The 24,081-nt window shown below is 63.1% G+C and carries 20 protein-coding genes; 11 read left to right on the top strand and 9 right to left on the bottom strand.

Features of this window, described 5'->3' with window-relative positions; translation table 11 throughout:
• Positions 1–19: 19 nt before the first annotated feature.
• Entirely contained in the window at positions 20–559 is a 540-nt protein-coding gene (locus A3AC_RS0101740; RefSeq protein WP_025596748.1) for a YbaK/EbsC family protein, read from the bottom strand.
• 194 nt (positions 560–753) lie between these two features.
• On the opposite strand from A3AC_RS0101740, the gene A3AC_RS0101735 reads away from it, so the two are divergent.
• Together A3AC_RS0101735 and A3AC_RS0101730 are read left to right on the top strand one after the other, a co-directional pair.
• A complete protein-coding gene (locus A3AC_RS0101735; RefSeq protein WP_025596747.1) occupies positions 754–2,085 on the top strand; it encodes a YihY/virulence factor BrkB family protein in 1,332 nt (443 codons plus the stop codon).
• Between the two features lie 397 nt (positions 2,086–2,482).
• Positions 2,483–3,670: a porin gene (locus A3AC_RS0101730; RefSeq protein WP_025596746.1), complete on the top strand. Its 1,188-nt coding sequence runs from the start codon at positions 2,483–2,485 to the stop codon at positions 3,668–3,670.
• Between the two features lie 119 nt (positions 3,671–3,789).
• Here A3AC_RS0101730 and A3AC_RS0101725 read toward each other — a convergent pair whose 3' ends face one another.
• The 7 genes from A3AC_RS0101725 to A3AC_RS0101695 form a co-directional block, all read right to left on the bottom strand.
• Positions 3,790–4,662 (bottom strand): proteasome-type protease, encoded by an 873-nt coding sequence (locus A3AC_RS0101725; protein WP_025596745.1) that lies wholly within the window; start codon positions 4,660–4,662, stop codon positions 3,790–3,792.
• Positions 4,663–4,850: 188 nt separating this feature from the next.
• Positions 4,851–5,651 (bottom strand): transglutaminase family protein, encoded by an 801-nt coding sequence (locus A3AC_RS0101720; protein ID WP_025596744.1) that lies wholly within the window; start codon positions 5,649–5,651, stop codon positions 4,851–4,853.
• A 10-nt stretch (positions 5,652–5,661) separates the two neighbouring features.
• Positions 5,662–6,612, bottom strand: a complete 951-nt coding sequence (locus A3AC_RS0101715) for an alpha-E domain-containing protein (protein WP_025596743.1) — start codon at positions 6,610–6,612, stop codon at positions 5,662–5,664.
• A 140-nt stretch (positions 6,613–6,752) separates the two neighbouring features.
• On the bottom strand, positions 6,753–8,162 hold the full coding sequence (locus A3AC_RS0101710) for a circularly permuted type 2 ATP-grasp protein (protein ID WP_025596742.1): 1,410 nt from the start codon (positions 8,160–8,162) through the stop codon (positions 6,753–6,755).
• A gap of 363 nt (positions 8,163–8,525) precedes the next feature.
• Positions 8,526–8,978, bottom strand: a complete 453-nt coding sequence (locus tag A3AC_RS0101705) for an HU family DNA-binding protein (RefSeq protein WP_025596741.1) — start codon at positions 8,976–8,978, stop codon at positions 8,526–8,528.
• Between the two features lie 315 nt (positions 8,979–9,293).
• Positions 9,294–10,769 (bottom strand): MocR-like pyridoxine biosynthesis transcription factor PdxR, encoded by a 1,476-nt coding sequence (gene pdxR, locus A3AC_RS0101700; RefSeq protein WP_025596740.1) that lies wholly within the window; start codon positions 10,767–10,769, stop codon positions 9,294–9,296.
• 94 nt (positions 10,770–10,863) lie between these two features.
• Positions 10,864–12,408: a peptide MFS transporter gene (locus A3AC_RS0101695; RefSeq protein ID WP_025596739.1), complete on the bottom strand. Its 1,545-nt coding sequence runs from the start codon at positions 12,406–12,408 to the stop codon at positions 10,864–10,866.
• 391 nt (positions 12,409–12,799) lie between these two features.
• On the opposite strand from A3AC_RS0101695, the gene A3AC_RS0101685 reads away from it, so the two are divergent.
• The 7 genes from A3AC_RS0101685 (at position 12,800) to A3AC_RS0101655 (ending at position 20,827) form a co-directional block, all read left to right on the top strand.
• On the top strand, positions 12,800–13,372 hold the full coding sequence (locus tag A3AC_RS0101685) for a cupin domain-containing protein (RefSeq protein WP_025596738.1): 573 nt from the start codon (positions 12,800–12,802) through the stop codon (positions 13,370–13,372).
• A gap of 169 nt (positions 13,373–13,541) precedes the next feature.
• Entirely contained in the window at positions 13,542–15,170 is a 1,629-nt protein-coding gene (locus tag A3AC_RS0101680) for a peptide ABC transporter substrate-binding protein (protein ID WP_025596737.1), read from the top strand.
• Between the two features lie 15 nt (positions 15,171–15,185).
• A complete protein-coding gene (locus A3AC_RS0101675; RefSeq protein ID WP_025596736.1) occupies positions 15,186–16,124 on the top strand; it encodes an ABC transporter permease subunit in 939 nt (312 codons plus the stop codon).
• Positions 16,125–16,126: 2 nt separating this feature from the next.
• Complete coding sequence (locus A3AC_RS0101670) at positions 16,127–17,041, top strand: ABC transporter permease (RefSeq protein WP_025596735.1); 915 nt, start codon at positions 16,127–16,129, stop codon at positions 17,039–17,041.
• 1 nt (position 17,042) lies between these two features.
• Positions 17,043–18,044: an ABC transporter ATP-binding protein gene (locus tag A3AC_RS0101665; protein ID WP_025596734.1), complete on the top strand. Its 1,002-nt coding sequence runs from the start codon at positions 17,043–17,045 to the stop codon at positions 18,042–18,044.
• Complete coding sequence (locus A3AC_RS0101660) at positions 18,041–19,081, top strand: ABC transporter ATP-binding protein (RefSeq protein WP_025596733.1); 1,041 nt, start codon at positions 18,041–18,043, stop codon at positions 19,079–19,081. Before A3AC_RS0101665 ends, A3AC_RS0101660 begins: the two co-directional genes overlap by 4 nt.
• Positions 19,082–19,234: 153 nt before the next feature.
• Positions 19,235–20,827 (top strand): OprD family outer membrane porin, encoded by a 1,593-nt coding sequence (locus A3AC_RS0101655; RefSeq protein ID WP_025596732.1) that lies wholly within the window; start codon positions 19,235–19,237, stop codon positions 20,825–20,827.
• Between the two features lie 86 nt (positions 20,828–20,913).
• Here the strand turns inward: A3AC_RS0101655 and A3AC_RS0101650 are convergent, their stop codons facing one another.
• On the bottom strand, positions 20,914–21,804 hold the full coding sequence (locus A3AC_RS0101650; RefSeq protein WP_025596731.1) for an IclR family transcriptional regulator: 891 nt from the start codon (positions 21,802–21,804) through the stop codon (positions 20,914–20,916).
• Positions 21,805–22,080: 276 nt separating this feature from the next.
• On the opposite strand from A3AC_RS0101650, the gene A3AC_RS0101645 reads away from it, so the two are divergent.
• Complete coding sequence (locus A3AC_RS0101645; protein WP_025596730.1) at positions 22,081–23,172, top strand: ABC transporter ATP-binding protein; 1,092 nt, start codon at positions 22,081–22,083, stop codon at positions 23,170–23,172.
• Complete coding sequence (locus A3AC_RS0101640) at positions 23,165–24,079, top strand: ABC transporter permease (protein ID WP_025596729.1); 915 nt, start codon at positions 23,165–23,167, stop codon at positions 24,077–24,079. Before A3AC_RS0101645 ends, A3AC_RS0101640 begins: the two co-directional genes overlap by 8 nt.
• Positions 24,080–24,081: the final 2 nt, after the last annotated feature.

The following is a 24,081-nucleotide window of genomic DNA, read 5'->3' as shown; positions in this document are numbered from 1 at the left end:
CGGACGCGCATTGCGCTCGTCATTCCACCGCGAGCGTCATCTGCGCGACTTCGCAACGCGGCCACTGACGCAACACATCCGGCGCAAGCAGCAGCTTGGCCGCACGAATGCCGGCACCCATAACGATCTGCGCGCGCTCCATCACCGCCGCGTCGACAAGAATGCGCCAGTCATCCGGCAAGCCGAAAGCCGTAATGCCACCAAACTCCATTGCGCTCAATTCGACCGCGAGCTCACGCTTCGCGAACGACAGCCGCTGTGCGCCAAGCGCCGCCTTTACCGCACCGTTGATGTCGAGCCGCAACGAACCGAGCGAAACGAGCGCCGCGTAGTGCTCGGCACCGTCCTTCCTGTAGCGCACCACGATTGTGTTCGCGCAGTCCTCGAGACCGAAGCCATAGCGCGCGCTGAAGGCGGCGGTGTCCGACGCGTCGTCGGCGACGGAAAACACCGTGACGCCCTGTTGCGGCAATTGCGCGAGCACATGCGCCGGCAAAGACGCGGCGAGTTGTTCGGCGGGAATCACGTCCAACTGCTTCAAGGCTTCGTGCGAATGCATGGCTGTTATAAGACGATGAGGAAGGCCATCGCATTCTAGCGGCACACAAGCGTCGGCGCACGGGCGGGCATGCGGCACGCTTGCTATAGTCACAGGCACAGGGTTTGCGAACGACAGCAATACGAAGGCTGCGTGTGGCCGGCCGAGCGGCTCGCGCACGCCGACCGGCGCCCATACTCATCGAGACTTCGACCATGGACATGGACACGCTTTCCGCCGAAAACCTTCAGCACGTGGCGCGCACGCAGGCGAACTGGGCGATCGGAGCACTCAAGCAGTTTTCCGAAGACCGTTGCACGGCGATGGCGGCCAGCATCGCGTTCTACGCTGCCTTTTCTCTCGCGCCGACACTCGTCATGGTGATCGCGGTGGCCGGCTGGTTCTTCGGCGCCGAGGCCGCGCGCGGCGAACTGTTCGACCACATCCACGGACTGCTCGGCGACCAGGCCGCGGCAGGCGTGCAGACGATCGTCGAGAACGCGCATCACAGCGGCAGCGCGGGCGGCGTCGCGGCCATCATCTCGTTCGCGATGCTGGCGATAGGCGCGTCGGCCACTTTCTCGTCGCTCAACAGCGCGCTCAACGTCGTGTGGCCGTACACCGGTCCGCGCACCTCGAGCGTCATCGCGCTCGTGCGCGTGCGGCTGATTTCGTTCGGGCTCGTGCTCGGCGTCGCATTTCTGCTGATCGTTTCGCTTGTGCTCGATACGGTGATCACCTTTATCGGCAAGTGGCTGTGGGGCGACTCACCTTATGTGGTGATCGGCAATCTGCTGCAGCTCGGCGTCGGCTTGCTGGTGCTCGCGTTTGCATTTGCCGGGCTGCTCAAGTTTCTGCCCGACGCAAGGGTGCGGTGGCGCGATGCGCTGGTCGGCGGGGTGGTCGCGGCCGTGCTGTTTTCGGCAGGCAAAAAACTGTTTGCGCTGTATCTCGCACACGCCGGCATGGCGAGTTCGTTCGGCGCGGCGGGCTCGCTCGCGGTGCTGCTGATGTGGCTGTACTTCTCCGCCGCGGTGCTGTTGCTCGGCGCGGAATTTTCGGCGGCGCGCGGGCGGCTCAACGATCCTCGCGGCGGTTGGGGCATGCAGGCGGATTCGCCGCCCGGAAGCCGCGCGAAGCTTGCGTCGGTGCTGGCGGCGTCTACCGTTCCGGCGAATGTGGCATTGCATTCGGACGAAAGAGGGGTCCAGGCGGACGACGACGCGCAAGCTTCCGGCATGGGCGCCGCGTTTTCCAGAGAGCGCGGCGGTGTGTTACCCGTCTTCGCGCTGCGGCGAACACCGGCACGCAAAAAAGCATCCGTAGCGGCGACGGCGGCCAAAGTTGGACGCTCGATGATCGCGGCGGAAACCCAGGCGACCCATCTCGCTGCGGTCACGCTGCTGGGCGCAAGCCGCAAAGCGGTGGCGGCCGACCGTTACGTGCGCGAGCACCCATGGAAATCCGTCGCGCTCGCGGCGGCTGCGGGCCTCGCGGCGGCCAGCCTCGCCCGGCATACCCGCGAGCACGACGCCGCGCCGAAATAGCGCGGCCTCGCGCGGCACAGCGCCGCACCTTCTTGGTGCGCATGGATCACAATCGCCGATGCCTGTCTAGTCCGCTTTTCGGCCAATCGTCATCGCGCCGTTCAGATATCGGCCAGCTGAAGGCTCCTGCATTAGACGACTACATTACAGTTCAATTACAAATAAATGCCAAGTTCGCGTAAGCTGAAACGTTTACAGTCAACAAAACAACAATAATGCGAATGCAACGAATCAATATTGCAAAAAAGGAAACAATCCTCAATCCGCTTTAAATACAAGGCTTAGCGGCGAATGTAGGTTTTTGGCGACACTCTTTTTTTTCCAGTTCTTACCGATTGACGCGTGAGCTATTCTCCTTTCCGCAACAAGTAAACCAATCATCTGCGTGGAGAAATGGATGAAACGAATCGCACTGTCTACCCTCTCGCTGGCGCTTCTGGGCGCTACCGGCGTCGCACACGCTCAAAGCAGCGTGACCCTGTATGGCTTGATCGATGAATCGATCCAGTTCGCGCACAACACCGTGGACGCGACGGGCGCCAACAAGAACCAGGTCGGCCTGGTTGCTGGCAACCTGCAAGGCAGCCGTTGGGGCTTGAAGGGCACGGAAGATCTGGGCGGCGGTCTGAAGGCGATTTTCCAGTTGGAAAACGGCTTTGATCCGAACAGCGGCCGTCTGAACCAGGGCGGCCGCATGTTCGGTCGTCAGGCGTATGTCGGCCTGACCGGCGACCAGTGGGGTACGGTCACGTTGGGTCGCCAGTATGACCCGGTCGTCGACCTGGTCCAGCCGCTGACGGCAGACAACTACTTCGGTTCGACGTTCACGACGCCGGGCGACGTGGACAACAACGACAACTCGTCGCGTACGAACAGCGCCATCAAGTACACCTCGCCGGTGTGGGGCGGCCTGCAGTTCGAAGGCATGTATGCATTCGGCGGCGTGGCAGGTGCAACCGGTTCGGGCCAAACGTGGTCGGGCGCGGCAACATATGCAACGGGTCCGTTCAGTGTCGCAGCCGGCTACCTGCGCATGACCAACGGCAACACGCTGGCTAGCCGCACAGCTGGCACGCCGCCGACGGCCGGCTGGAACGGCAGTACGTCGGACGGTACGTTCGACAACCAGATCAACGGCGCATACGTCGCAGCAAAGTCGATCGGCATTGCTTCGGTTGCTGTTCAATACGTGGCAGGCCCGTTCACGGCCAACCTGCGTTACAGCAACGCACAATACAAGCCGGACGCGCAATCGGGCTTCGGATCGACCGAGAAGTACCACGTCGGCGGCGCATACCTGGGCTACCAGGCAACGCCGGCACTGCTGGTCGGTGTGGGCTACATCTACACGAAGGCTAGCGGCGACGCGAGCGCAACGTATCATCAGGTTTCCCTGGGCGGCGACTACAACCTGTCGAAGCGCACGGACATCTACCTGGTCGGTGCATACCAGCACGCGAGCGGCGATCAGCGCACTTCGGGCGGCGCACTCGTCCGCGCAGGCGCAGCAGTCGGTTCGTACGGCTACAACTCGGCTTCCAGCTCGCAAGAAGTGGTCAGCCTGGGTATCCGCCACAAGTTCTAATTGGACTTGATGGACTGCTGAAGCTCAAGCAGTTCGAAACCAGCCACGGGCGCGAGCCGGTGGCTGGTTTTTTTTCGTCCCTCGCTTTTGCAGCGTGAAGAGCGGAAAACGCGCAGACCCTACCGCCGCTGCGCCTTGCCCTTCTCCGCCTGCGCCAGAGTCTGCGCCGGCTTGACATCGACTTCATGTTCGACGCCGTCCGCGCCCACCGGCGCGCGATGCAGCACCAGCGCGCGCTCGCCGTGCAGCGTCGGCACATGAGGCGACTCCTGCCAGTCGGGATCGGGGATCTCGCCGAACACCTGGCGCAGCCGCTCTCCCCACGTGCGATGAATCATCTCGAAGTAAGCATTGTCGTGATCGATCGAAACGAAACGTGTGACGCGCAACGAGTCCTTCTCGTAGACCAGCAGATCCAGCGGCAGCCCGACCGACAGATTCGAGCGCAGCGTCGAGTCCATTGAAATCAGCGCGCATTTTGCGGCTTCGTCGAGCGGCGTGGACGGCGTCAGCACCCGGTCGATAATCGGCTTGCCGTACTTGGCCTCGCCTATCTGGAAGTACGGGTTGACCGCCGACGCCTCGATGAAGTTGCCCGCCGCATAGATCATGAACAGACGCGGCCGGTTGCCCGCAATCTGCCCGCCAAGAATGAAGCTGCAATTGAAGTCGACGCCGAATTCCTGCAGCGCCGCCGCCTCGCGCTGATGCACCGAGCGGACCGCGCTGCCGATCACGCGGGCTGCGTCCGCCATGGTGGGCGCGCTCCACAGCGTGGGCTGCGACGCATCGCCGGGCTCGGACAGTTCGTGCAGCACGGCTTGCGTGAGCGACAGGTTGCCCGCGCCCAGCAGCACGAGCATGCGCTCGCCCGGCTGCTCGAACACCGACATCTTGCGCGCGGTGCTGATGTGATCGACGCCCGCATTGGTCCGTGTGTCCGACAGAAACACGAGACCTTCGTCGACGGTCATCGCTACGCAGTAAGTCATAGGGAAGGGTTCCCGCAAGAAACAACTGAACGGCGCTATTGTAATGCGGCGCGGATACGCCTCTTTACCGTATTACGGCCGCTGCGGGATAGTTCTTGATGGTGCCGCATGCATGCGCCAGCGCAAGGCCACAGCGGGCGCCGCAAGCGCGCCGCCGGCTGCAACCTTTGCGCTATCTGCTGCGCGAGCTACTGCGCCATCTGCGCGCTGACGCTGACCGACACGTTCAGCTGCTCTTCCATGCCGCCGATCCGCCGCCCGCGCACCGGCGCCGCGGCCTCGTAATCGCGCGCAACGGCCAGTCTGCAGTAGATCTCGCTCGCGAAAGCGGCATGCGTGACGTCGACCGAGACCCAGCCCGTGCCGTCGAGCCACACGTCCACCCACGCGTGGCTCGCCGCGTGCGGCACGTCGCCCGGTTCGATGTAGCCGCTCACGTAGCGCGCCGGCACGCCGCGCGCCCGGCAGCAGGCGAGCATCAGATGCGCATGGTCCTGGCACACGCCATTGCCGAGCGCGAGCGCCTGCGCCGCCGTGCTGGTCACTTCGGTAATGCCGGGGTTGTACCTGACCTTCTCGACGATGCGCTCGGACAGCGCGATCAGACTCGACGCGCTGGCGAGTTCGGGCACCGATGCGGCCAGTTCCCGGATCGCGGCATCCGCTTCGGTCAGACGGGTCGCGCAGGTGAAATGCTCTAGCGGAATCGGACCGGCGTCGTCGGGAAGGCGGCCGTCTTTCAGCGCAATCGTGTCGATTTCGCCGGCTACGTAGAGGCGGATTTCCCGGTGCGGCTTGTTGATGACGAGTGTATGCAGCGCGTTGCCGTAGGCGTCGAAGGTCGCGTCGAGCTTGCCCGGCGCGTCGATGCTCCAGCGCCGCACAACCTGCGAGGCATCGCTTGCAGGAGTGAGCCGCAGTTGCTGGATCGAGTAATGGACAGTCGCTTCATAACGATAGGACGTCTCGTGGCGGATCGTCAGGTACATAAAAACTCCGTCAGGCGACTGGCAGCATGAGATAGGTACGCGCGACGAGATTGCCGAGCTCGAACACGCGAGCGAGGAACTGCGTCAGATACGCGTGCAGACCGGCTTCGAAAATCTGCCGGATGTCGGCATACAGGAGTTCGGCGCGCAGCTTGCCGGCGAACCGTTCGCACTGATTCGAGCCCGACGTGCGCAGCATCGCCAGGTTCGCGCAGACGCCTTCGAGCGAAGCCAGAAGCGAGCGCGGCATCTGCTGGTTCAGAATCATCAATTCGACCACGCGGGCCGGCGTGACGACATCGCGGTACACCTTGCGGTAGATTTCGAGCGCCGACACCGAGCTCAGAATTGACGTCCAGTAATAGAAGTCCTCGAGTTGACGCGCGGCGTCGCGTGAATTCGGCTCCACGTCGGCAAAGCGCACGTCGAGAATGCGCGCCGTGTTGTCGGCGCGCTCCAGAAACGTGCCGAGCTGCGTGAAGAAAAACGCGTCGTCCTGCAACGCGGTGCCGATCGTCACGCCGCGCGACAGGTGCGAGCGAAACTTCACCCATTCGAACAGCGCGCCGGGATTGGCCGCCGCCTGGCCAGACGAAATGCGCTCGTTGAACTCGAGCCACGTATCGTTGATGGTCTCCCACCATTCGGTCGTCAATGTGCCGCGAACAGCACGCGCGTTTTCGCGCGCCGCATGCAGACACGAGTGAATGCTCGACGGATTGGTCGCGTCCGCCACCATGAAGTCGAGCACGTGTTCGCGTGTGGGCTCGTCATAGCGCTGTGCGAAAGTGGATTCGAGTTCGGAGATGCGCAGCACCGAACGTTGCGCGCGCGCCTCCTGCTCCGGCGTCTGCGGCAGCAAAAGCGCCTTCAGGTTGATATCGAGCATGCGCGCGGTGTTCTCCGCACGCTCCATGTAGCGGGCCATCCAGAAGAGGTGATCGGCAGTGCGGCTTAGCATGACGGCATTCCGTATCTGATGACGCGAGACCTGTAGAAAAAGAAACCCGCGCTGGTTATCCGTATGCGCCGGCGGCTTTAATGATTGCCCCGGCGCGCTGGGTTGCAGGCGCGGCTATCAGCAGCCGCGCGGCAACCGCGTCAGTCGACCATCCACGTATCTTTGGTCCCGCCTCCCTGAGACGAATTGACGACGAGCGAGCCTTCCTGCAACGCCACGCGCGTCAGTCCGCCCGCGACCATCGTGACGGTTTTGCCCGACAGCACGAACGGACGCAGATCGATATGGCGCGGCGCGATGCCGGCTTCGACGAACGTGGGACAAGCGGAAAGCGCCAGCGTCGGTTGAGCGATATAGCCCGCAGGCCGCGCGATCAGACGCTCGCGGAAGGCTTCGATTTCGGCCTTCGTCGAAGCGGGCCCGACGAGCATGCCGTAGCCGCCCGCGCCATGCACTTCCTTGACGACGAGTTCCGGCAGATGCGCGAGCGTGTAGGCGAGATCGTCCGGCTTGCGGCACTGGAACGTGGGCACATTGTTGAGAATCGGCTTCTCGCCCAGGTAGAACTCGATCATGTCGGGCACATACGGGTAGATCGATTTGTCGTCGGCGATGCCTGTGCCCATTGCGTTCGCGAGCGCCACACGTCCAGCGCGATAGGCGGTAAGCAGCCCCGGCACGCCCAGCGCCGAATCGTTGCGAAACGCGAGCGGATCGAGGAAATCGTCGTCGACGCGGCGATAAATCACATCCACGCGTTTGGGTCCCTGCGTCGTGCGCATGAAGACGTAATTGTCGTCGACGAACAGGTCCTTGCCTTCAACCAGTTCGACGCCCATCTGCTGCGCAAGGAACGTGTGCTCGAAATACGCGGAGTTGTACATGCCCGGCGTCAGCACGACCACCACGGGATCGTCGACGCCTTCGGGCGCCACCGAGCGCAACGTATCGAGCAGAAGATCGGGGTAATGCGCGACCGGCGCTATGCGGTTCTGCACGAAGAGCTCAGGGAATAGCCGCATCATCATCTTGCGGTTTTCGAGCATATAGGACACACCCGAGGGCACCCGCAGGTTGTCTTCGAGCACGTAGAACTGGCCGTCGTCGCCCGCGCGCACCACGTCGACGCCGGCAATATGCGCGTAAACACCGAGCGGCACATTCACGCCCTGCATTTCCGGCCGGTATTGCGCGTTGGTATAAACCTGCTCGGCGGGCACGATGCCGGCGCGCACGATCTTGCGATCGTGATACACGTCGTGGATAAACAGATTGAGCGCCTGCACGCGCTGGCGCAAGCCGGCTTCGAGCGTCTGCCATTCGCCGCGGGGGATGATGCGTGGAATCAGATCGAAGGGAATCAACCGCTCGGTGCCGGAGAGGTCGCCGTTCACCGCGAACGTGATGCCGACCCGGCGAAACAGCAGGTCCGCTTCCGCACGCTTGCGTGCGATCGCTTCGTTACCCTGCTTCGAGAGCCACCGCTCGAACCGCGCGTAATGTGGCCGCACGGCATCGTCATGATGACGCATCTCGTCATAGCATCGCATGTCACGCCCCGCTCTTGTTGTCGGATAGAAGGCGAATGCGCTGCGCATTCGGTGTTCGACTTCGATCAAGCAAGCGCTATGCCATCGAGCTTTAGCGCGCCAAACCGGCAGACATGCACGTGAAGCGCGCATCACGGAGCGTGGCGCTTCGCTGTCATCGTACTGCGGCGGCACATGATGCGCTAGTACAGTGCATGCGCTGCATGGGCGATGCACCGCTTCGAATGTTCGGGCGGAAGGCGCGTGAGACTAGTGCAGAAACCGGGCGAAAAAAATCCCCGCGGATTTGCATCCGCGGGGACTCAGGCCACTTGCAAAGCGAGGCTCGAAGCTCAACCGCTTCGAGCGACGCATGAAGCGCGCTTAGCCTGCTGCAGCGTCCTTCAGCTTCTTCAGCGCGCGTGCCTTGATGCGCACGCTAGCCGGCTTGGCCGGGAACCAGCGCTCTTCGCCCGTGAACGGGTCTTTGCCGAAGCGCTTTTTCTTGGCCGGCACGGCTTGCACAACGATCTTCAGAAGACCCGACAGCGTGAATTCGCCAGCGCCCTTCTTATGCACAGCGCCGAGGATCGTGTCTTCGAGCGCGGCCAGGACAGCCTTGGCAGCCTTCGGTTCGACCGCAGCGCGTTCAGCAACGTGTGCAGCCAGCGAGGCCTTCGTGAAGGTGTCCTTGATCGGCGACGGTGCGCTGGACGCCTTCACGGCGACCTTCTTAGCTGCGGGAGCTTTCTTCGCAGGGACTTTCTTTGCAGCAACCTTCTTGGTCGGTACCGGGGCAGCAGCCTTCTTGGCCACCTTTTTTGCGGAAGTCGGCATGTTTCTCCTACCTGTTGTGGTCAGTGAATTGCACGAAGCGCACACCGTATGTGCACGCTTCAAGGCCGGATTCTACAAGCGCTAATGCGATTTGCGCGACTCTTTTATGTATAACAGCGCAGGTTTGTTGCGTGGCGCTGACTGCCGAACACATTTTGAGCCTTGTTTCAGGGGCTAAACTGCTTCTGCGGAGCTTGTGAGACCAATCCGTAAAGTGCGTTACAAGCGGTTTCAGCCCATGTATAGCGGCACATTCTGAGCGGCGGTCAGTGCGCACGCCGACATTGCCGGAACATTTTTAACGCTTTTGCGGGCCTATGAAGCGACACGCGGAAGGATGTCCGCCAACTTCTTCAAGGCGGCGTCGATATGTTGCTCGGCAATGTTTCCGTAGCCGAAGGTCAGACCGGCCTGCGGTTTGACGCGCTGATAGAACGGCGCGAGCCCATACAGACCGATCGACGCCTCGCGCGCGGCCGCCATCACCGCCTGCTCCGTCAGCGGCGCCCTCAACCGCGCCGCGAGGTGGATGCCGGCCGTGGGCACGATCGGCTCCAACCACGGCGCGAGGTCGCCTTGCAGGTGCGCGAGCAGCGTCGCACGCCGTGCCGCGTACGTCTTGTGCATGCGCCGCAGGTGCTTGGCGAAATCGCCGTTCAGCATGAACGAGGCAAGCGCGGTTTGCGTGAGCGTGCAGCCGTGCCAGTCAGCAATCTGCCGCGCCTTGAAAAGCGGCCTGAATAGCGAGGCGGGCGGCACCACATAGCCGACTCGCAGCTCGGGGAAAATGGTCTTCGAAAATGTGCCCACGTAAGCGACGAGTCCCGCGCGGTCGAGGCTTTTCAGCGGCTCCATAGGCCGGCCTTCGAAACGGTACTCGCAGTCGTAGTCGTCTTCTATGATCACGGCGCCGCGCTTTTGCGCCCATTCCAGCAGTTCGACGCGGCGCTCGAGGCTCATCGGCATGCCGAGCGGAAACTGATGTGACGGCGTCACGTAAACGAGCCGCGCGTTGTCCGGCAGCTTGCCGACGATCAAACCCTCGCGGTCGACCGGCACATGCGCGACCCGCGCGCCGGTTGCCGTAAAGCATGCATGCGCGGGCGGGTAACCGGGATCTTCGATAGCCGCGACTTCACCGGGACCGAGCGTGATGCGTGCGAGCAGATCGAGCGCGTGCTGCGCGCCTTGTGTGACGATCACCTCTTCCCAGTTGCTGGACACTGCCCGATTGAACGCCAGGTAGCGCGAAATCGCGAGCCGCAGTTCCTGCTCGCCTGCCGCGTCGCGATACGTGCCGCTGCCGCGCGCCTGCGCGCGCAGCGCGTGATTCACGCAGCGGCGCCAGGCGTCGAACGGGAACAGGGTCTTGTCGGTTGCTCCGCCGACGAAATCGTATGGCGACGCAACCGAAGGCCGCGACAACGGCAAGCTGTCAGGCATCTGTTCCCATAGCGGTTGCGCCCGCGCGGCGTCTTTCCTCGCCTTCGCGCGTTCGTGCGACGACTCTGCCGCACGCGCATGAGGCGAGCGCTCGGCCGGCAAGCGCTCGAGACCGTCGGCCACGAATGTGCCCGAACCGGCCCGCGCGGTGAGATATCCCTCGGAAAGAAGCCGCTCGAAAACGTCGAGCGTGGTCTTGCGCGAGACGCCCAGTTGCGTCGCGAGATCGCGCGTGGACGGCAGGCGCGTGCCGCCGGCAAGGCGACCTTCGAGTATGCCCGCTCGCAGTTGCCGATAAATCTGTCCGGACAGGTCGTGATGACCTTCGACGGCGATGTGAATTTCCATTCTGACTGGCTACCGGTTATGTCCACGCCATGATACTTCCGCGAGGCCAATCGCGACCGCCAGGTCGACGCGTCGCCGCGTTCCGGACTACCGCCTACTGCTGTGCCACCGCGCCGCGTTGCGCGGCCGCGTGGTTCGCGGCATCACGCGCCTCGACGTTGCATCGCGAATGCTCGCGCGAGAGCTTGCGCATCAACGGCAACAGCAGCACGGCGACCACCGCACCGGCGGCGGCGAGCCAACCCAGCCCGGTAAAGAGCTTTGTATAAAGCGGCAACGATTCGAGCGGATCCATGTCGCCCGCCGGCATCTGCGCAAAATTCGCGACCACGCTGCCCAGATACTGCGACACGCCGGTTGCCACGAAGTACGCGCCCATCATGAAGCCGCTCATGCGCACGGGCACGTAGCGCGCGATCATCGCGAGGCCGAGGCCGCTCACCAGCAGTTCGCCGAGCGAATACAAGCCATAGCCGCCGACCATGAACCATGACGACACGCGCCCATTCACCGCATGGCGGCCGCTCGCCGCGTAGACGAAAAAGCCTGCCGCCACGACCGCAAAGCCGAACGCGTATTTCACCGCGACCGGCACGTCGTTGCCGGTCTTCGCGAGTCGCGTATAAAGCAGCGCGAGCAGCGGGCTCAGCAGCATGATCCAGATCGGATTGAGCGCCTGAAATTGCGCCGCGCTCCAGGTGAAGAGCGTCTCGCCGAACAGCGTGAAGCGCGGATCGACATTGCGCAGCGCGAACAGCGTGAGCGAGGTCGACATCTGCACGTAGAACACGAAAAACAGGATCACCTGAGCCGTGAGAATCAACGCGGCCACGAGACCTGCGCGCTCCGAGCGTTCGCACTTCAGGAGCATGTAGCCGAAAATCCCCAGAATCGCGACGCCCGCCGCATACACGCAGGCCACCGCGATGGCCTTGTGTTGCAGCACAAACATGGTGGCCGCGCCAAGCGCGATGCCGCCGAGCGCGACCGCGCCAACACGCCGCCAGTGCACCGGCGCGGCGTCCGGCGCCGAACCGATATGCGCGAGCGTGCGGAACATCACGAAGTAATTCGCCACCGAAAGCAGCATCCCCGCACAGCACACGGCGAAGGCGGTGTGCCAGCCCCAATGGTCCTTGATCCACGGCGTCGCCAGCATGGAAGCGGTTGAGCCGAGATTGACCGCCATGTAGTAGATCGTGAACGCGCTGTCGATGCGCGCGTCGTCGCCTTCGTAGATGCGTCGCACGAGATTGGCCGCGTTCGCCTTGAAAAGACCATTGCCGACGACGATCACCCCGAGCGACGCGTACATGAACGCGAGCCGGTCGTCAGGCAGCGCGAGCATCAGATAGCCGGCGGCCAGCACGATCGCGCCGAAGATCATCGTACGGCGCGTGCCGAGAATCTTGTCGCCGATCCAGCCGCCAATCGACGGCGATGCATACACGAGCGCGGTAAACGCGCCCCATGTGAGCGTGGCGTGGCTGTCAGCGAAATGCAGCTTGTCGATCATGAACAGCACCAGCAGCGCCGCCATCCCGTAATAGCCGAAGCGCTCCCACATTTCGATCAGGAAGACGGTTGAAAAGGAGCGTGTCTGCGAGACCTGCACGCCAGTGCGTTGCGATGAATCCATCATTTACCTCTTGTTCAATCAATTGAGCGACGGCGAGACTGCCGCGCGCCGCGAACCACCGGATCGCGAAAAGGGCCGGGCGTCGGTAAGCAGCGCGACTCGTGGGCGCGGCATCGCCTTGCGCGTCATGCGTTTGCCGCCCTGATACTCAATGCGCATAGATTGGGACGCCGCTTAATCTTTTTGCGCCCTTGTCCGAATGGAGGCGGGGCGTTTTCGCTCCGCCGGTCGGATTGGCGGAGCGGCTTGTAGCTTCTGGCAACATAGCGAGTTGTCTCGAAAAGTGCGGTGGGTTTGAAGCCGGGGTCATGGCCCGCGGCCTCCGGCAAGGCGTCATCAAACCATATTTGCTTATATCAAACAAATTTTGACGGGCTAATTTCCTCCTGCTATGGTCACGACAACTCATAAGAGCAATACGGCACTCGAAGTAGGCAGCAAGATCCGCGCGCTGCGGCAACGCCTGAAGCGCACGCTGGACGACACGGCGACCGCGGCGGGAATTTCCAAGCCGTTTCTGTCGCAGGTGGAACGAGGCCTGGCATCGCCCTCCATCACGTCGCTGGCCGGCATCGCTCACGCGCTCGGAGTAACGGTGCAGTATTTCGTGGACACACCTAGCGAAGAACGCTCGGTGAGCCGCGGCGATCAGTTGAAGTTCTTCGGTTTCGCGGACTCGGCCAACCTGTTCGCGCGATTGACGAACGTGACGGGCGGCCGTCAGCTCGAGGCGATCCTCGTGAAGATGCCGCCGGGGCAAAAACGTTCGGAAGTCACGACGCATGCCGGTGAAGAGTTTATGTATGTGATCGACGGCGAAGTGTCGTTGACGCTGGAAGGCAAGACCTTCGTACTGCGTGCGGGAGACAGCGCGCATTACGAATCCACGGTGCCACACAGCTGGGTGAACACCGCGCGCGTGGAGTCGGTGGTCGTCTGGGTGGGGACACCGAGACTGTTTTAAGGAAGCGGGCTACTTTCCGGTTCATCCGGCAGGACAGCCTGCATTACTAAATGTAAGGATTCCTGCATGTCTGACAAACAACAAGGCCCGCCCAGGGCCACATAAAGCAGATAGCAAGGCGCCTTGGCGCCGCGCGTTCTTCTCTCGACCTTTCCTGCGATCTGAACCGATGAAAACCCCGTTTGCTTACGCGACGGCGCTGAGTGCGCTCGTCCTTACCCTTACCTCGTCCCTTGCTACGTCGACATTCGCCGTCACAGTGCCGGCCGGCGTCACGCTCGCCGCGAGCCAGGAAATCACCCGGCAAGTGCCTGCGGAAACCGAGTCGCTCGATCCCGCGCACATCGAATCGTGGACCGGCAACACCATTGCGCTCGATATGTTCGAAGGCCTCACGCGCATCGACGCGGCCGGCGCCGTGGTGCCGGGCGTCGCCCAGTCGTGGACGCGTAGCGGCCCCGACACGTGGATCTTCAAGCTGCGCCACGACGCGCGGTGGAGCAACGGACAGCCCGTCACCGCAAACGATTTCGTGTACGCCTGGCAGCGCGTGCTCGATCCGAAGACCGGCTCCAAATACACGGTGCTGGTGGAATTCGTGAAGAACGTGAAGGCGATTCTCGCGGGCAAGGCGCCGCTCTCGAGCCTGGGCGTTCGCGCCGCCGATCCCTACACGCTCGAAGTCACCACCGAGGTACCCGCCGCCTTCTTCCCGCAACTGGCGGCCATGCCGACCATGGTGCCGGTCAACCGCGACGTGGTGACGAAGTTCGGCGGCGACTGGACGCGGCCCGGCAATTTCGTCGGCAATGGTCCTTACATGCTGGCCGACTGGCAGCCGGGCAACCGTCTCGTCGGCACGAAGAGCAAGACGTACTGGAACGCAAGCAAGGTCGTGATCACGAAAGTAACCTATCTGCCGATCGAAAATGACGAAACCGCGATGCGCATGTATCAGGCCGGACAGTTCGACTACACGTATTCGATTCCGTCGGGCATCTACGCGCAGGTGAGCAAGCAGTTCGGCAACGAGCTGAAAACCGGCCTGCAGATCGCTACGTACTACTACAGCCTGAACAACGAAGATCCGCTCTTCAAGGACAAGCGCGTGCGCCAGGCGCTTTCGATGGTGCTCGACCGCGATCTGCTCACGCAGCGCCTCACCGCCGACGGCGAGCTGCCTATGTACGGCCTGATTTCCAAAGGCACGCAGGGCGCAGATCTCTTCAAGCCCGATTGGGCGAGCTGGCCGATGGCCAAACGCGTCGACTATGCGCGCAACCTGCTGAAAAGCGCCGGCTATTCCGACGCGAAGCCGCTCACGTTCACCCTCACCTACAACACGAACGATCTGCACAAGAAGGTCGCGCTCTTCGCGACGTCGGAATGGCGCACCAAGCTGGGCGTCAACACGAAGCTCGAAAACGTCGAATACAAAGTGCTGCTCAAGCAGCGCCACGACGGCAAGGTGCAGGCGTCGCGCGACGGCTGGTTCGTCGACTACAACGACGCGATGTCGTATTTCGACCTGATCCGCTGCAACAGCGTGCAGAACGATCAGCGCTACTGCAATCCGCAAGTGGACAAGATCGTCGAAGAAGCCAACCAGCAGCTCGACGACGCGAAGCGCGCCGCGCTGCTGACCAAGGCGCATGACCTGGCGATGAACGACTACCCGATGGTGCCGCTCTTTCAGTACTCGGCGGTGCGGCTCGTCAAGCCCTATGTAGGCGGCTACACGTCGACCAACTATGTCGACCAGCGCGCCACGCAGGACATGTATCTGATCAAGCACTAAGCGCGGAGCATCGACATGCTGGCCTATACGCTGCGCCGCACGCTGTGGGCGGTCCCGACGATCCTCGCCGTGATCACCGCCTGCTATCTGCTGCTGCATCTCACGCCGGGCGGGCCGTTCGACACCGAGAAGCAACTGTCGGCGGCCGTGCTCGCGAACCTGAACGCGAAGTATCACCTCGACGAACCGTTGTGGCTGCAGTATCTCCACTACCTGGGTTCGCTGCTGCGCGGCGATCTCGGGCCGTCGTTCCGCTACGCCGACTGGTCGGTCAACGACCTCGTCTGGAAAGCGCTGCCGGTCAGCCTGGGTGTGGGCGGCGTGTCGGTGCCGATCGCTGTCGTGATCGGCGTCACGCTGGGCACGCTCGCAGCAGTGCGCCGCGACCGTTTCGTCGATCACGCGGTGATGGTGCTCGGAAACATTGGCAACGTGGTGCCGCCCTTCGTGCTCGGGCCCGTGCTCGTGTGGGTCTTCGCGATCCTGCTCAAGACATCCGAAGGACACGGCTGGCTACCCGCCGGCGGCTGGGGCGAAGGCGAATGGCGGTACCGCGTGCTGCCGATCGTGCTGCTCACCTTCATCAACGTTGCCGCGATTGCGCGCGTCATGCGCGGCAGCATGATCGAAGTGCTGTCCGGCAACTTCATCCGCACAGCACGCGCGAAGGGGCTGCCGGGCCGCACCATCGTGTTGCGTCATGCGCTCAAGCCTGCACTCATGCCTGTCGTGTCGCTGCTCGGTTCGATCTGCATCTCGTCGATTACCGCCGCTGTCGTGACAGAGTCGGTATTCGCGTTGCCAGGCCTCGGGCAACTCGTGGTCAACGGCGCGATCAATCGCGACTACACGCTCGTGCTCGGCCTCGTCGTGCTGACAACCGCCGTGGCCGTGCTTTTCAATCTGCTGGTCGACCTCGTGTATGCGTGGCTCGACCCGCGCATCCGGTACTGACCATGGCCCGCTCATTTCAATCGACTACCGCGCCTTGCGACCCGCTTGCCGCCATTGCCGGCGCCCCGCGTTCGCGCGGTCCGCTCGCCAGTGCCGCCGCGCGTTTCCTGCGCAACCGCGCGGCTTTCGCCGGCTGCGTCGTGCTGCTGCTGATCGTCGTGGCATGTGTCGCCGGTCCGTGGCTGCTGCCCAATGGTCCGATAGACAGCGACTGGTCCGCAACCAGTCTGCCGCCGACCCTGCAAAACATGCACTGGTTCGGCACCGACGAACTCGGCCGCGACCTGCTCGCGCGCACGCTGCAAGGCGGGCGTGTGTCCCTCGAAGTCGGCCTGCTCGGCACGCTGGTGTCGGGGCTGATCGGTGTCGCGTATGGCGCAACCGCCGGTTATCTGGGCGGACGCGTCGACGCGGTGATGACGCGCATCGTCGACATGATGTACGCGATCCCCTACATGCTGATCGCCATTCTGATGATGACGATGTTCGGTCGCGCATTCTATCTCGTCGTGCTCACCATCAGCGCGTTTTCGTGGCTCGACATGGCGCGCGTGGTGCGCGGTCAGACGCTGTCGCTGCGCACGCGCGAATTCATCGACGCAGCGCGCGCAATCGGCGTGAGTTCGCGCTGGATCATCGCGCGACATATCGTGCCGAACCTGTTTGGCGTGGTGGTCGTGTACGCGAGCGTGACCGTGCCGAACATCGTGCTTACCGAGTCGGTGCTGTCGTTCCTCGGCCTCGGCGTACAGGAACCGATGACGAGCTGGGGCGTGTTGATCCAGGACGGCGCGCAGAAGCTCGAGTCCATGCCCTGGCTTTTGCTGTGCCCGGCGGTGATGCTGTGCGTGACCCTCTACTGCGTGAATTTCGTCGGCGACGGTCTGCGCGACGCATTCGATCCTAAGGACCGCTAACATGCCGCTACTAGAAGTCAAAGATCTCAGCGTGCGCTTCACGCGCCGCGAAGGTAAGCCCGTCGACGCGGTGCAACGTGTGTCGTTCTCGCTCGAAGCCGGCCGCACGCTTGGCATTGTCGGCGAATCGGGCTCGGGCAAGAGCCAGACGGTGATGGCTTTGCTCGGCCTGCTCGCGGGCAACGGCAAGGTGTCGGGCGAAGCGCGCTATCGCGGCGACAACCTGCTCGCCATGAACGAAGCTGCGCTCAACAGAATCCGCGGCGACCGCATCGGCATGATCTTCCAGGACCCGATGACCTCGCTGAATCCGTTCCTGACAATCGAGCGGCAGATGACGGAGACGCTGCAATTGCATCGCAAGATGTCGCGCCGCGAAGCGCGCCGCCGCGCAATCGAAGCACTCGAGTCCGTGCGCATTCCCGACGCCGCGCGCCGCGTCGGCATGTATCCGCACGAGTTTTCCGGCGGCATGCGGCAACGCGTGATGATCGCAATGGCGCTGCTTTCCGGGCCCGAAATCCTGATCGCCGACGAGCCCACCACCGCGCTCGACGTCACCGTGCAGGCCCAGATCATCGAGTTGCTGCGCGAGCTGAATCGCGAGCGGGGCACCGCGATCATCCTGATCACGCACGACATGGGCGTGGTCGCCGGCCTCTGCGACGACGTAATGGTGATGTACGCCGGCCAGACTGTCGAACAGGCAAGCGCCGCAACGCTCTTTGCCGCGCCGACGCATCCGTACACGCTTGGGCTGCTCAATGCATTGCCGCGCCTGACCGATGACAGCGACGACGACCGTCCGTTGCAAACCATTCCCGGCAATCCGCCGCTGCCCGGCGAAGTCGGCGCGGGTTGCGCATTCGCGCCGCGCTGCGCGTATTGCATCGACGCATGCCGCGAGTCGGGCCCGGCGCTCGTCGCAACCGCCAACGACCCGGAAGCGAGGCGGGCCTGCCACCGTCCGGTGGGCGAAATTCTGGAGGCACAACACGTATGAACACGACTTCCCTTGCAAGCGACGAAGCCGGCACGCTGCTTTCGGTCGAGCAACTCAAGGTGCAATTCGCCGTGCCGCGCGGCGGCTATCCGTGGTCGGGCAACAACATGCTGCGTGCCGTGGACGGCGTGTCGTTCAGCGTGCGGCGCGGCGAGACCGTGGGCCTTGTCGGCGAATCGGGCTGCGGCAAGTCCACGCTCGCGCGCGCGATCATCGGACTCGCGCCGGTGGCGAGCGGCAGCGTCCGCTGGCTCGGCAATGAAACGGTGCTGGCACCATCGCGAGGCGACGCGAAGATGCCGCGACGCGATACGGCGCGCCTGCGCCGCGACGTGCAGATGATTTTCCAGGACCCGCTCGCGTCGCTCGATCCGCGCATGACGATCGAACAGATCGTCGCCGAGCCGCTGGTCGCACAAGGCAAAAATCTCGCGCGTGCGGACGTACAACGCCGCGTGCTGACCATGCTTGAACGCGTGGGCCTGAACGCGCAGCATCTACGCCGCTATCCGCACGAGTTTTCGGGTGGCCAATGTCAGCGCGTCGGCATTGCGCGCGCGTTGATCGGCGAGCCGCAACTGGTGATCTGCGACGAACCCGTATCCGCGCTCGACGTTTCCATCCAGGCGCAGATCGTCAATCTGCTGCGCGATCTGCAACGCGAGTTGTCGCTGTCGCTTCTTTTCGTCGCGCACGACCTCGCGGTGGTCAAGGCCATCAGCCACCGCGTGCTCGTCATGTATCTCGGACGCGTGATGGAGTTCGGCGACAAGCGCGATGTGTATGGCACGCCGCGTCATCCGTACACGCGCGCGTTGCTTTCCGCCGTGCCGGTGCCCGACCCGGCCGTGGAGCGCGCGCGACGCCATGTGCTGTTGCGCGGCGAGATTGCGTCGCCGCTGAATCCGCCTTCCGGCTGCGCATTTCGCACGCGCTGCCCCGATGCGCTCGACGCGTGCGCAGCGCAGATTCCGCAGCCGACAAAGCACGGTGCTAGTGCAACGCGCGTGGCGTGCATTCGCGTCGGCGACGGCTAACGCCAACAGCCTGTAAGACAGCGACCTCATTCCCGGCGCGGCGGTCTCGCCGCGCCGTTGGATTCGCTCGTCCTGCGATCCGCATGACGGGCGATTAGCGTGGACTGGCTAAGCGCCGGCCAAAGTTTCATCACATTTGTCGAGACACCTTCAATGAAAAATAACTCAACAGGAACCCGGTCGAAAAAGTCCGGAGTCACTACCGCGATCTACTGTGCTTTCACCCTCCCCGCGCTGGCTGTCGCCGCGAGCGCCTACGCCGACGACAGTACGACGCAGCCCGCGCCCGGCGTGAGCAACGCTGCGCCCGCCGCGCAAACGTTGCCGCCGCCGCAAGCATCTCAGGCACCCCAGGCATCCCAGGCACAGGTGACGCAGGCTGAGCCCGCGAACAAGCGCCGTGCGGATCAGGGCGGGCAGATTCGCAACGATCAGCCCGATACGACGAATGCCATCGTCAACGCCGAGGCCTCGCAAATCGTCACGCCGCCCACGCCGCCGTCCAGCCAGGCGGCGAGCAAGGGCTTTATCGCCGATAGCCATTTGAATCTGCAGTTCCGCAACTACGCCGACTACTTTCAGGCGCCGAACACCACTTATCGTCATGCGTGGGTGCAAGGCGCACAGGTCAACTATGAATCGGGCTTCACGCAAGGGCTGGTCGGCTTCGGCGTGGATGCGTCGCTGTTCGGCGCGCTGAAGCTCGACGGCGGCAACGGCGCAGGCAACATGGTGCATGTGGGCAAGAGCGGCGGTGGCTCGCAGCAACTCGCGTGGGCGTACCCAGGCATGTACGACATCAAGGGGCGCATATCGGAAACGGTCGTCAAATATGGTCTGCAGGACGTAACGAATCCGTTTCTCGAACCGCACGACAACCGCGCGCTGCCGCCTACTTTTCTCGGCGTCTCGCTCGTCAGCAACGATCTTGCTCACACCACGCTCGAGGCCGGCAGCTTCACCAAGGTCGACGCACGCGGTCATACAAACCTGAGCAATCTGACCACCTCCTACGGCGGCACGCGCATCGACCGGCTGACGTATCTGGGCGGCACCTGGCACTATGCGAAGAACGGCGAGATGTCGCTCTATGTCGATCAGGCCGACGACGTCTGGCGTCAGTACTACGGTTCCGTCTCGCAGTCGTTCGGCGATCCGACCACCATCAAGTGGAGCGGGCTCGCCAACATCTACTCGACGCACGACACCGGCGCCTCGCGTCAAGGGCATATCAACAGCAATGCGTATAGCCTGTCCGTGTCCGCGCAACACGGGCCGCATGCGCTGCTGCTCGGCTATCAGCAGATACTCGGCGACCAGTTCTTCGACTACGTGAACGAGACCAACGGCATCTATCTGACCAACTCGATGGACGTCGATTACAACGCGCCGCACGAGCAATCGCTGCAGTTGCGCTATACGTTCGACGGAAAATACGCGGGCGTGCCGGGACTCAAAGCGATGTTGTGGGGCGCGTATGGCTGGGGTGCCGATGCATCGGCGGAAGCGGCGGAAAATGCGTCGCCGAGCGCCGCGCTGCATGATCTCTACTGGAAGAACGGTCAGCCGGTGCACGGCCATCATCACGAGTTCGGCTTCATTCCGAGCTATACGCTGCAAAGCGGCCGCTTCAAGGACACGAAAATCACGTTCATCGCGATGTGGCATAACGGCAGCAATTACTACTCGGACGGCAACAACATGGAGTACCGTCTGGTCGTGAATGTGCCTGTAAAGGTGTTCTGAGCACCGCGCATTTGCGATGCGAAGCACGGCGTCACGTTGCGCATGTGTGCACGTGACGCCGGGCGCGCCGGCGCGGCGCGCATGCTTTACTCCTGCTCCGCGCCCGCAATGCGCACGCTAGTCATTGCGCGCGAGAGGCCGTGCATGGGCCGGCGCAACGCGACATCGAACGGATTCGTTTGCGGGCCGATCGCCTCTGCCTGACGGCGCAGCAACTCCACCACCATCGGCAAGCGGTCGTCGCTCAAACGCGCGGCCAGCGTCCCCACGCTCAATGCGGCAACCGCCACGCCAGTGCGGTCGAGAATCGGCACCGCTACGCCCGCCATGCCGTCGAGCACGCCGCTATTGCGGCCCGCGTAACCCAGCTGCCGCACGCGTTCGATCTCCGTGCGCAAATACACTTCATCCAGCACGCCATAGCCGCGAATACGCGGCACGTTAAAGCGGATGATTTCCTCCCGCTCCGCCTCGGGCAGGAACGCGAGAATCGCGAGACTCCCCTGTCCCACACCGAGCGCGACGCGTCCGCCAATGTCGCCGGTGAACGAGCGAATTGGAAACGGCCCTTCGCAGATGTCGAGGCACACTGCGTCGAAACTGCTTTTGACGAGCAGAAAGATCGTGTCGCCAAGACTCGCGCAAAGCCTCAGCAACGCGGGACGGCACAACGTGCGCATGCCGCTCGGGTTGCCCGCTTGTGCCGCGAGCGCGAAGAAGTTCACGCTGAGCCGGTAAAGCCTGGAGTTCTCGTCCTGTTCGACGATGCCCTCGGCGATCAACGCATGCAGGATGCGATGCACCGTGCCCTGCGTGAGACCAACCGCTTTCGCGAGCCGCGTAACGCGGCTCCCTTCGGGCTGTGCTTCGGATAACGCGCGAATCACGGCAAATGCGCGTTCCAGCATGCCGGTGCCAGGCGCTGCGTCCGCTTGGGCGGCATGAGTGTCGATATCTCGTTTGGCGGCAGCATTCATCGTTCAGGCTCGCATTTATTTCACTGAGCGGAAGTTCTTCAAAGCTTTCTCCGGCAGTCGAATCATGCACGACTTTCGGTCTGCCTAGGGCAGTGAAGGAAAAAATAAGGGATTATCCGGAGGTCATGCGACGGAAGCCTTTCGCTCAAGCCCTGCGCCTTCATTCCATTAAACGGAATTTTTCCGAAAGATATACCGCCAAACGGAATTCGTAATTGACGCCTCTTAATTTGGCTGGCTAGAGTCGGCTCCATCGAGGCATCCCAAGGCCACACCATGTCGTTCCTCACACTCACAGATGTAGCCAAATCGTTCGGCGAGCTTCAGGCCGTGGCGGACGTCAACCTGTCGGTGGAAAAAGGCGAGTTCGTCTCGCTGCTCGGGCCGTCCGGTTGCGGCAAGACGACGACGTTGCAGATGATCGCCGGCTTCCTCGAAACGACACGCGGACGCATCACGCTCGACGGCCGCGACATCACACACATGAAGCCGAACAAGCGCGGCCTCGGCGTGGTGTTCCAGAGCTATGCACTGTTCCCGCATATGAGCGTGGCGGACAACGTCGGCTTCGGGCTGGAAATGCGCAACGTCGACAAGGCCGAGCGCAAGGAGCGCGTGCGCGAGGCGCTGTCCCTCGTGCGGCTCGATCAGCTGGCTCATCGTTTTCCACGGGAACTGTCGGGCGGTCAGCGGCAGCGCGTCGCGATTGCTCGCGCCATCGTGATTGCGCCGCCGGTGCTGCTGCTCGATGAACCGATGTCGAATCTCGACGCGAAGCTGCGCGAGGACATGCAGTTCGAGCTGCGCGGCATTCAACGCAAGATCGGCACGACGACCATCATGGTCACGCACGACCAGTCTGAAGCGCTCTCCATCAGCGATCGCGTGGTCGTAATGGAAGCGGGCCGCATCACGCAGATCGATACGCCCTACGAAGCCTACGAGCGGCCGGAGAATCGCTTCGTCTCGCAGTTCATCGGCAAGGCGAACATGCTGCCCGGCAAGGTGATAGCGCGCGACGGCGACGCGATCCGCGTCGACCTCGGACACGATCTGTGCGAAACCGGCCGCACCGCGCAACTGCCGACGCGCGAGCGCATGCTCGGCATAGGCGATGCGGTAACGCTGTGCATCCGCCCGGAAAAACTGCGCCTGTGCGCGCCCGACGCGGGACGTGTGCCCGCCACCGTGACGAGCCGCTTCTTCCTCGGCAGCCAGTGGCTCTATCGGCTCGATAGCCGGCTCGGCGAAGTGCTCGTGTGTTGTCAGAACGAAGGCAACGAGCCGCTGCCCGAAGGCGCGGCCGTCGGCGTGGACTGGAACAGCGAAGCGATCCGCTTCATGCAACGGGACGCGCATCATGGATAGCACGCTGCCCGCAACGGAAAACGGCAAGGCCGAATCGGCCGGCGCGCGGCGTGCGCCGTGGCGCGCATTCGTGCCGCTGTGGCTGATGTGCCTGCCCGCGTTCCTCCTGTTCGTCGCACTGGTGCTCGTACCGCTTTTGATGACACTGGTGCTGAGTTTCTATCGCTTCGATCCGGCAAGCGGTCCGCTCGCCGCGTTCCAGTTCGGCAATTACGCGGAAGTGCTCGGCTCCTCGTACTTCCACACGATTTTTCTGCGCACGTTCGGCATTGCGTTTCTCGTCACGCTGCTGTGCGTGGTGATCGGCACGCCCGAAGCGTACGTGTTGTCGCGTATGCGCGATCCGTATCGGTCGATGTTTCTCCTGGTGATCCTCGCGCCGCTGCTCGTTTCCGTCGTGGTCCGCGCGTTTGGCTGGAGCATGCTGCTCAACAGTAACGGGCTCGTGAATCAGGTGTTCGCACTGTTCGGCCTCGGGCCGTACAAGCTCGAGTACACCACCTTCGCGATTGTCATTGCCCTCGTGCACGTGATGCTGCCGTTCATGGTGATTCCCGTATGGACCGCATTGCAGAAGCTCGATCCGCAAACGGAAAACGCCGCGCTGTCGCTGATGGCTTCGCCCGCGACAACACTGCGCCGCATCGTCCTGCCGCAACTCACGCCGGGCATTCTGTCCGGCAGCCTGATGGTGTTCGGCCTCTCGGCAAGCGCATTTGCGATTCCGGGGCTGCTCGGCGGGCGCCGCCTGAAAGTTGCCGCGACGGCCGTCTACGACGAATTCCTCGGCTCGCTGAACTGGCCGCTCGGCGCGACCATCGCGCTGCTGTTGCTGGTCGCGAATCTGATCGTGATGCTCACTTACTACCGGGTTCTGGAGCGCAGGTACACCAGAAGCCTGGGCTGATA

The organism is Burkholderia sp. WSM2230 (assembly GCF_000472445.1).
GTDB lineage: Bacteria > Pseudomonadota > Gammaproteobacteria > Burkholderiales > Burkholderiaceae > Paraburkholderia.
The sequence above is the reverse complement of the archived record's forward strand: the minus strand, read 5'-3'. Positions and strand labels throughout refer to the sequence as shown.

Coding starts and splice junctions, on each gene's coding strand:
- A3AC_RS0101740 (WP_025596748.1), bottom strand. CDS start 559: ATGCATTCGCACGAAGCCTTGAAGCAGTTGGACGTGATTCCCGCCGAA.
- A3AC_RS0101735 (WP_025596747.1), top strand. CDS start 754: ATGGACATGGACACGCTTTCCGCCGAAAACCTTCAGCACGTGGCGCGC.
- A3AC_RS0101730 (WP_025596746.1), top strand. CDS start 2,483: ATGAAACGAATCGCACTGTCTACCCTCTCGCTGGCGCTTCTGGGCGCT.
- A3AC_RS0101725 (WP_025596745.1), bottom strand. CDS start 4,662: ATGACTTACTGCGTAGCGATGACCGTCGACGAAGGTCTCGTGTTTCTG.
- A3AC_RS0101720 (WP_025596744.1), bottom strand. CDS start 5,651: ATGTACCTGACGATCCGCCACGAGACGTCCTATCGTTATGAAGCGACT.
- A3AC_RS0101715 (WP_025596743.1), bottom strand. CDS start 6,612: ATGCTAAGCCGCACTGCCGATCACCTCTTCTGGATGGCCCGCTACATG.
- A3AC_RS0101710 (WP_025596742.1), bottom strand. CDS start 8,162: ATGCGATGCTATGACGAGATGCGTCATCATGACGATGCCGTGCGGCCA.
- A3AC_RS0101705 (WP_025596741.1), bottom strand. CDS start 8,978: ATGCCGACTTCCGCAAAAAAGGTGGCCAAGAAGGCTGCTGCCCCGGTA.
- pdxR (WP_025596740.1), bottom strand. CDS start 10,769: ATGGAAATTCACATCGCCGTCGAAGGTCATCACGACCTGTCCGGACAG.
- A3AC_RS0101695 (WP_025596739.1), bottom strand. CDS start 12,408: ATGGATTCATCGCAACGCACTGGCGTGCAGGTCTCGCAGACACGCTCC.
- A3AC_RS0101685 (WP_025596738.1), top strand. CDS start 12,800: ATGGTCACGACAACTCATAAGAGCAATACGGCACTCGAAGTAGGCAGC.
- A3AC_RS0101680 (WP_025596737.1), top strand. CDS start 13,542: ATGAAAACCCCGTTTGCTTACGCGACGGCGCTGAGTGCGCTCGTCCTT.
- A3AC_RS0101675 (WP_025596736.1), top strand. CDS start 15,186: ATGCTGGCCTATACGCTGCGCCGCACGCTGTGGGCGGTCCCGACGATC.
- A3AC_RS0101670 (WP_025596735.1), top strand. CDS start 16,127: ATGGCCCGCTCATTTCAATCGACTACCGCGCCTTGCGACCCGCTTGCC.
- A3AC_RS0101665 (WP_025596734.1), top strand. CDS start 17,043: ATGCCGCTACTAGAAGTCAAAGATCTCAGCGTGCGCTTCACGCGCCGC.
- A3AC_RS0101660 (WP_025596733.1), top strand. CDS start 18,041: ATGAACACGACTTCCCTTGCAAGCGACGAAGCCGGCACGCTGCTTTCG.
- A3AC_RS0101655 (WP_025596732.1), top strand. CDS start 19,235: ATGAAAAATAACTCAACAGGAACCCGGTCGAAAAAGTCCGGAGTCACT.
- A3AC_RS0101650 (WP_025596731.1), bottom strand. CDS start 21,804: ATGAATGCTGCCGCCAAACGAGATATCGACACTCATGCCGCCCAAGCG.
- A3AC_RS0101645 (WP_025596730.1), top strand. CDS start 22,081: ATGTCGTTCCTCACACTCACAGATGTAGCCAAATCGTTCGGCGAGCTT.
- A3AC_RS0101640 (WP_025596729.1), top strand. CDS start 23,165: ATGGATAGCACGCTGCCCGCAACGGAAAACGGCAAGGCCGAATCGGCC.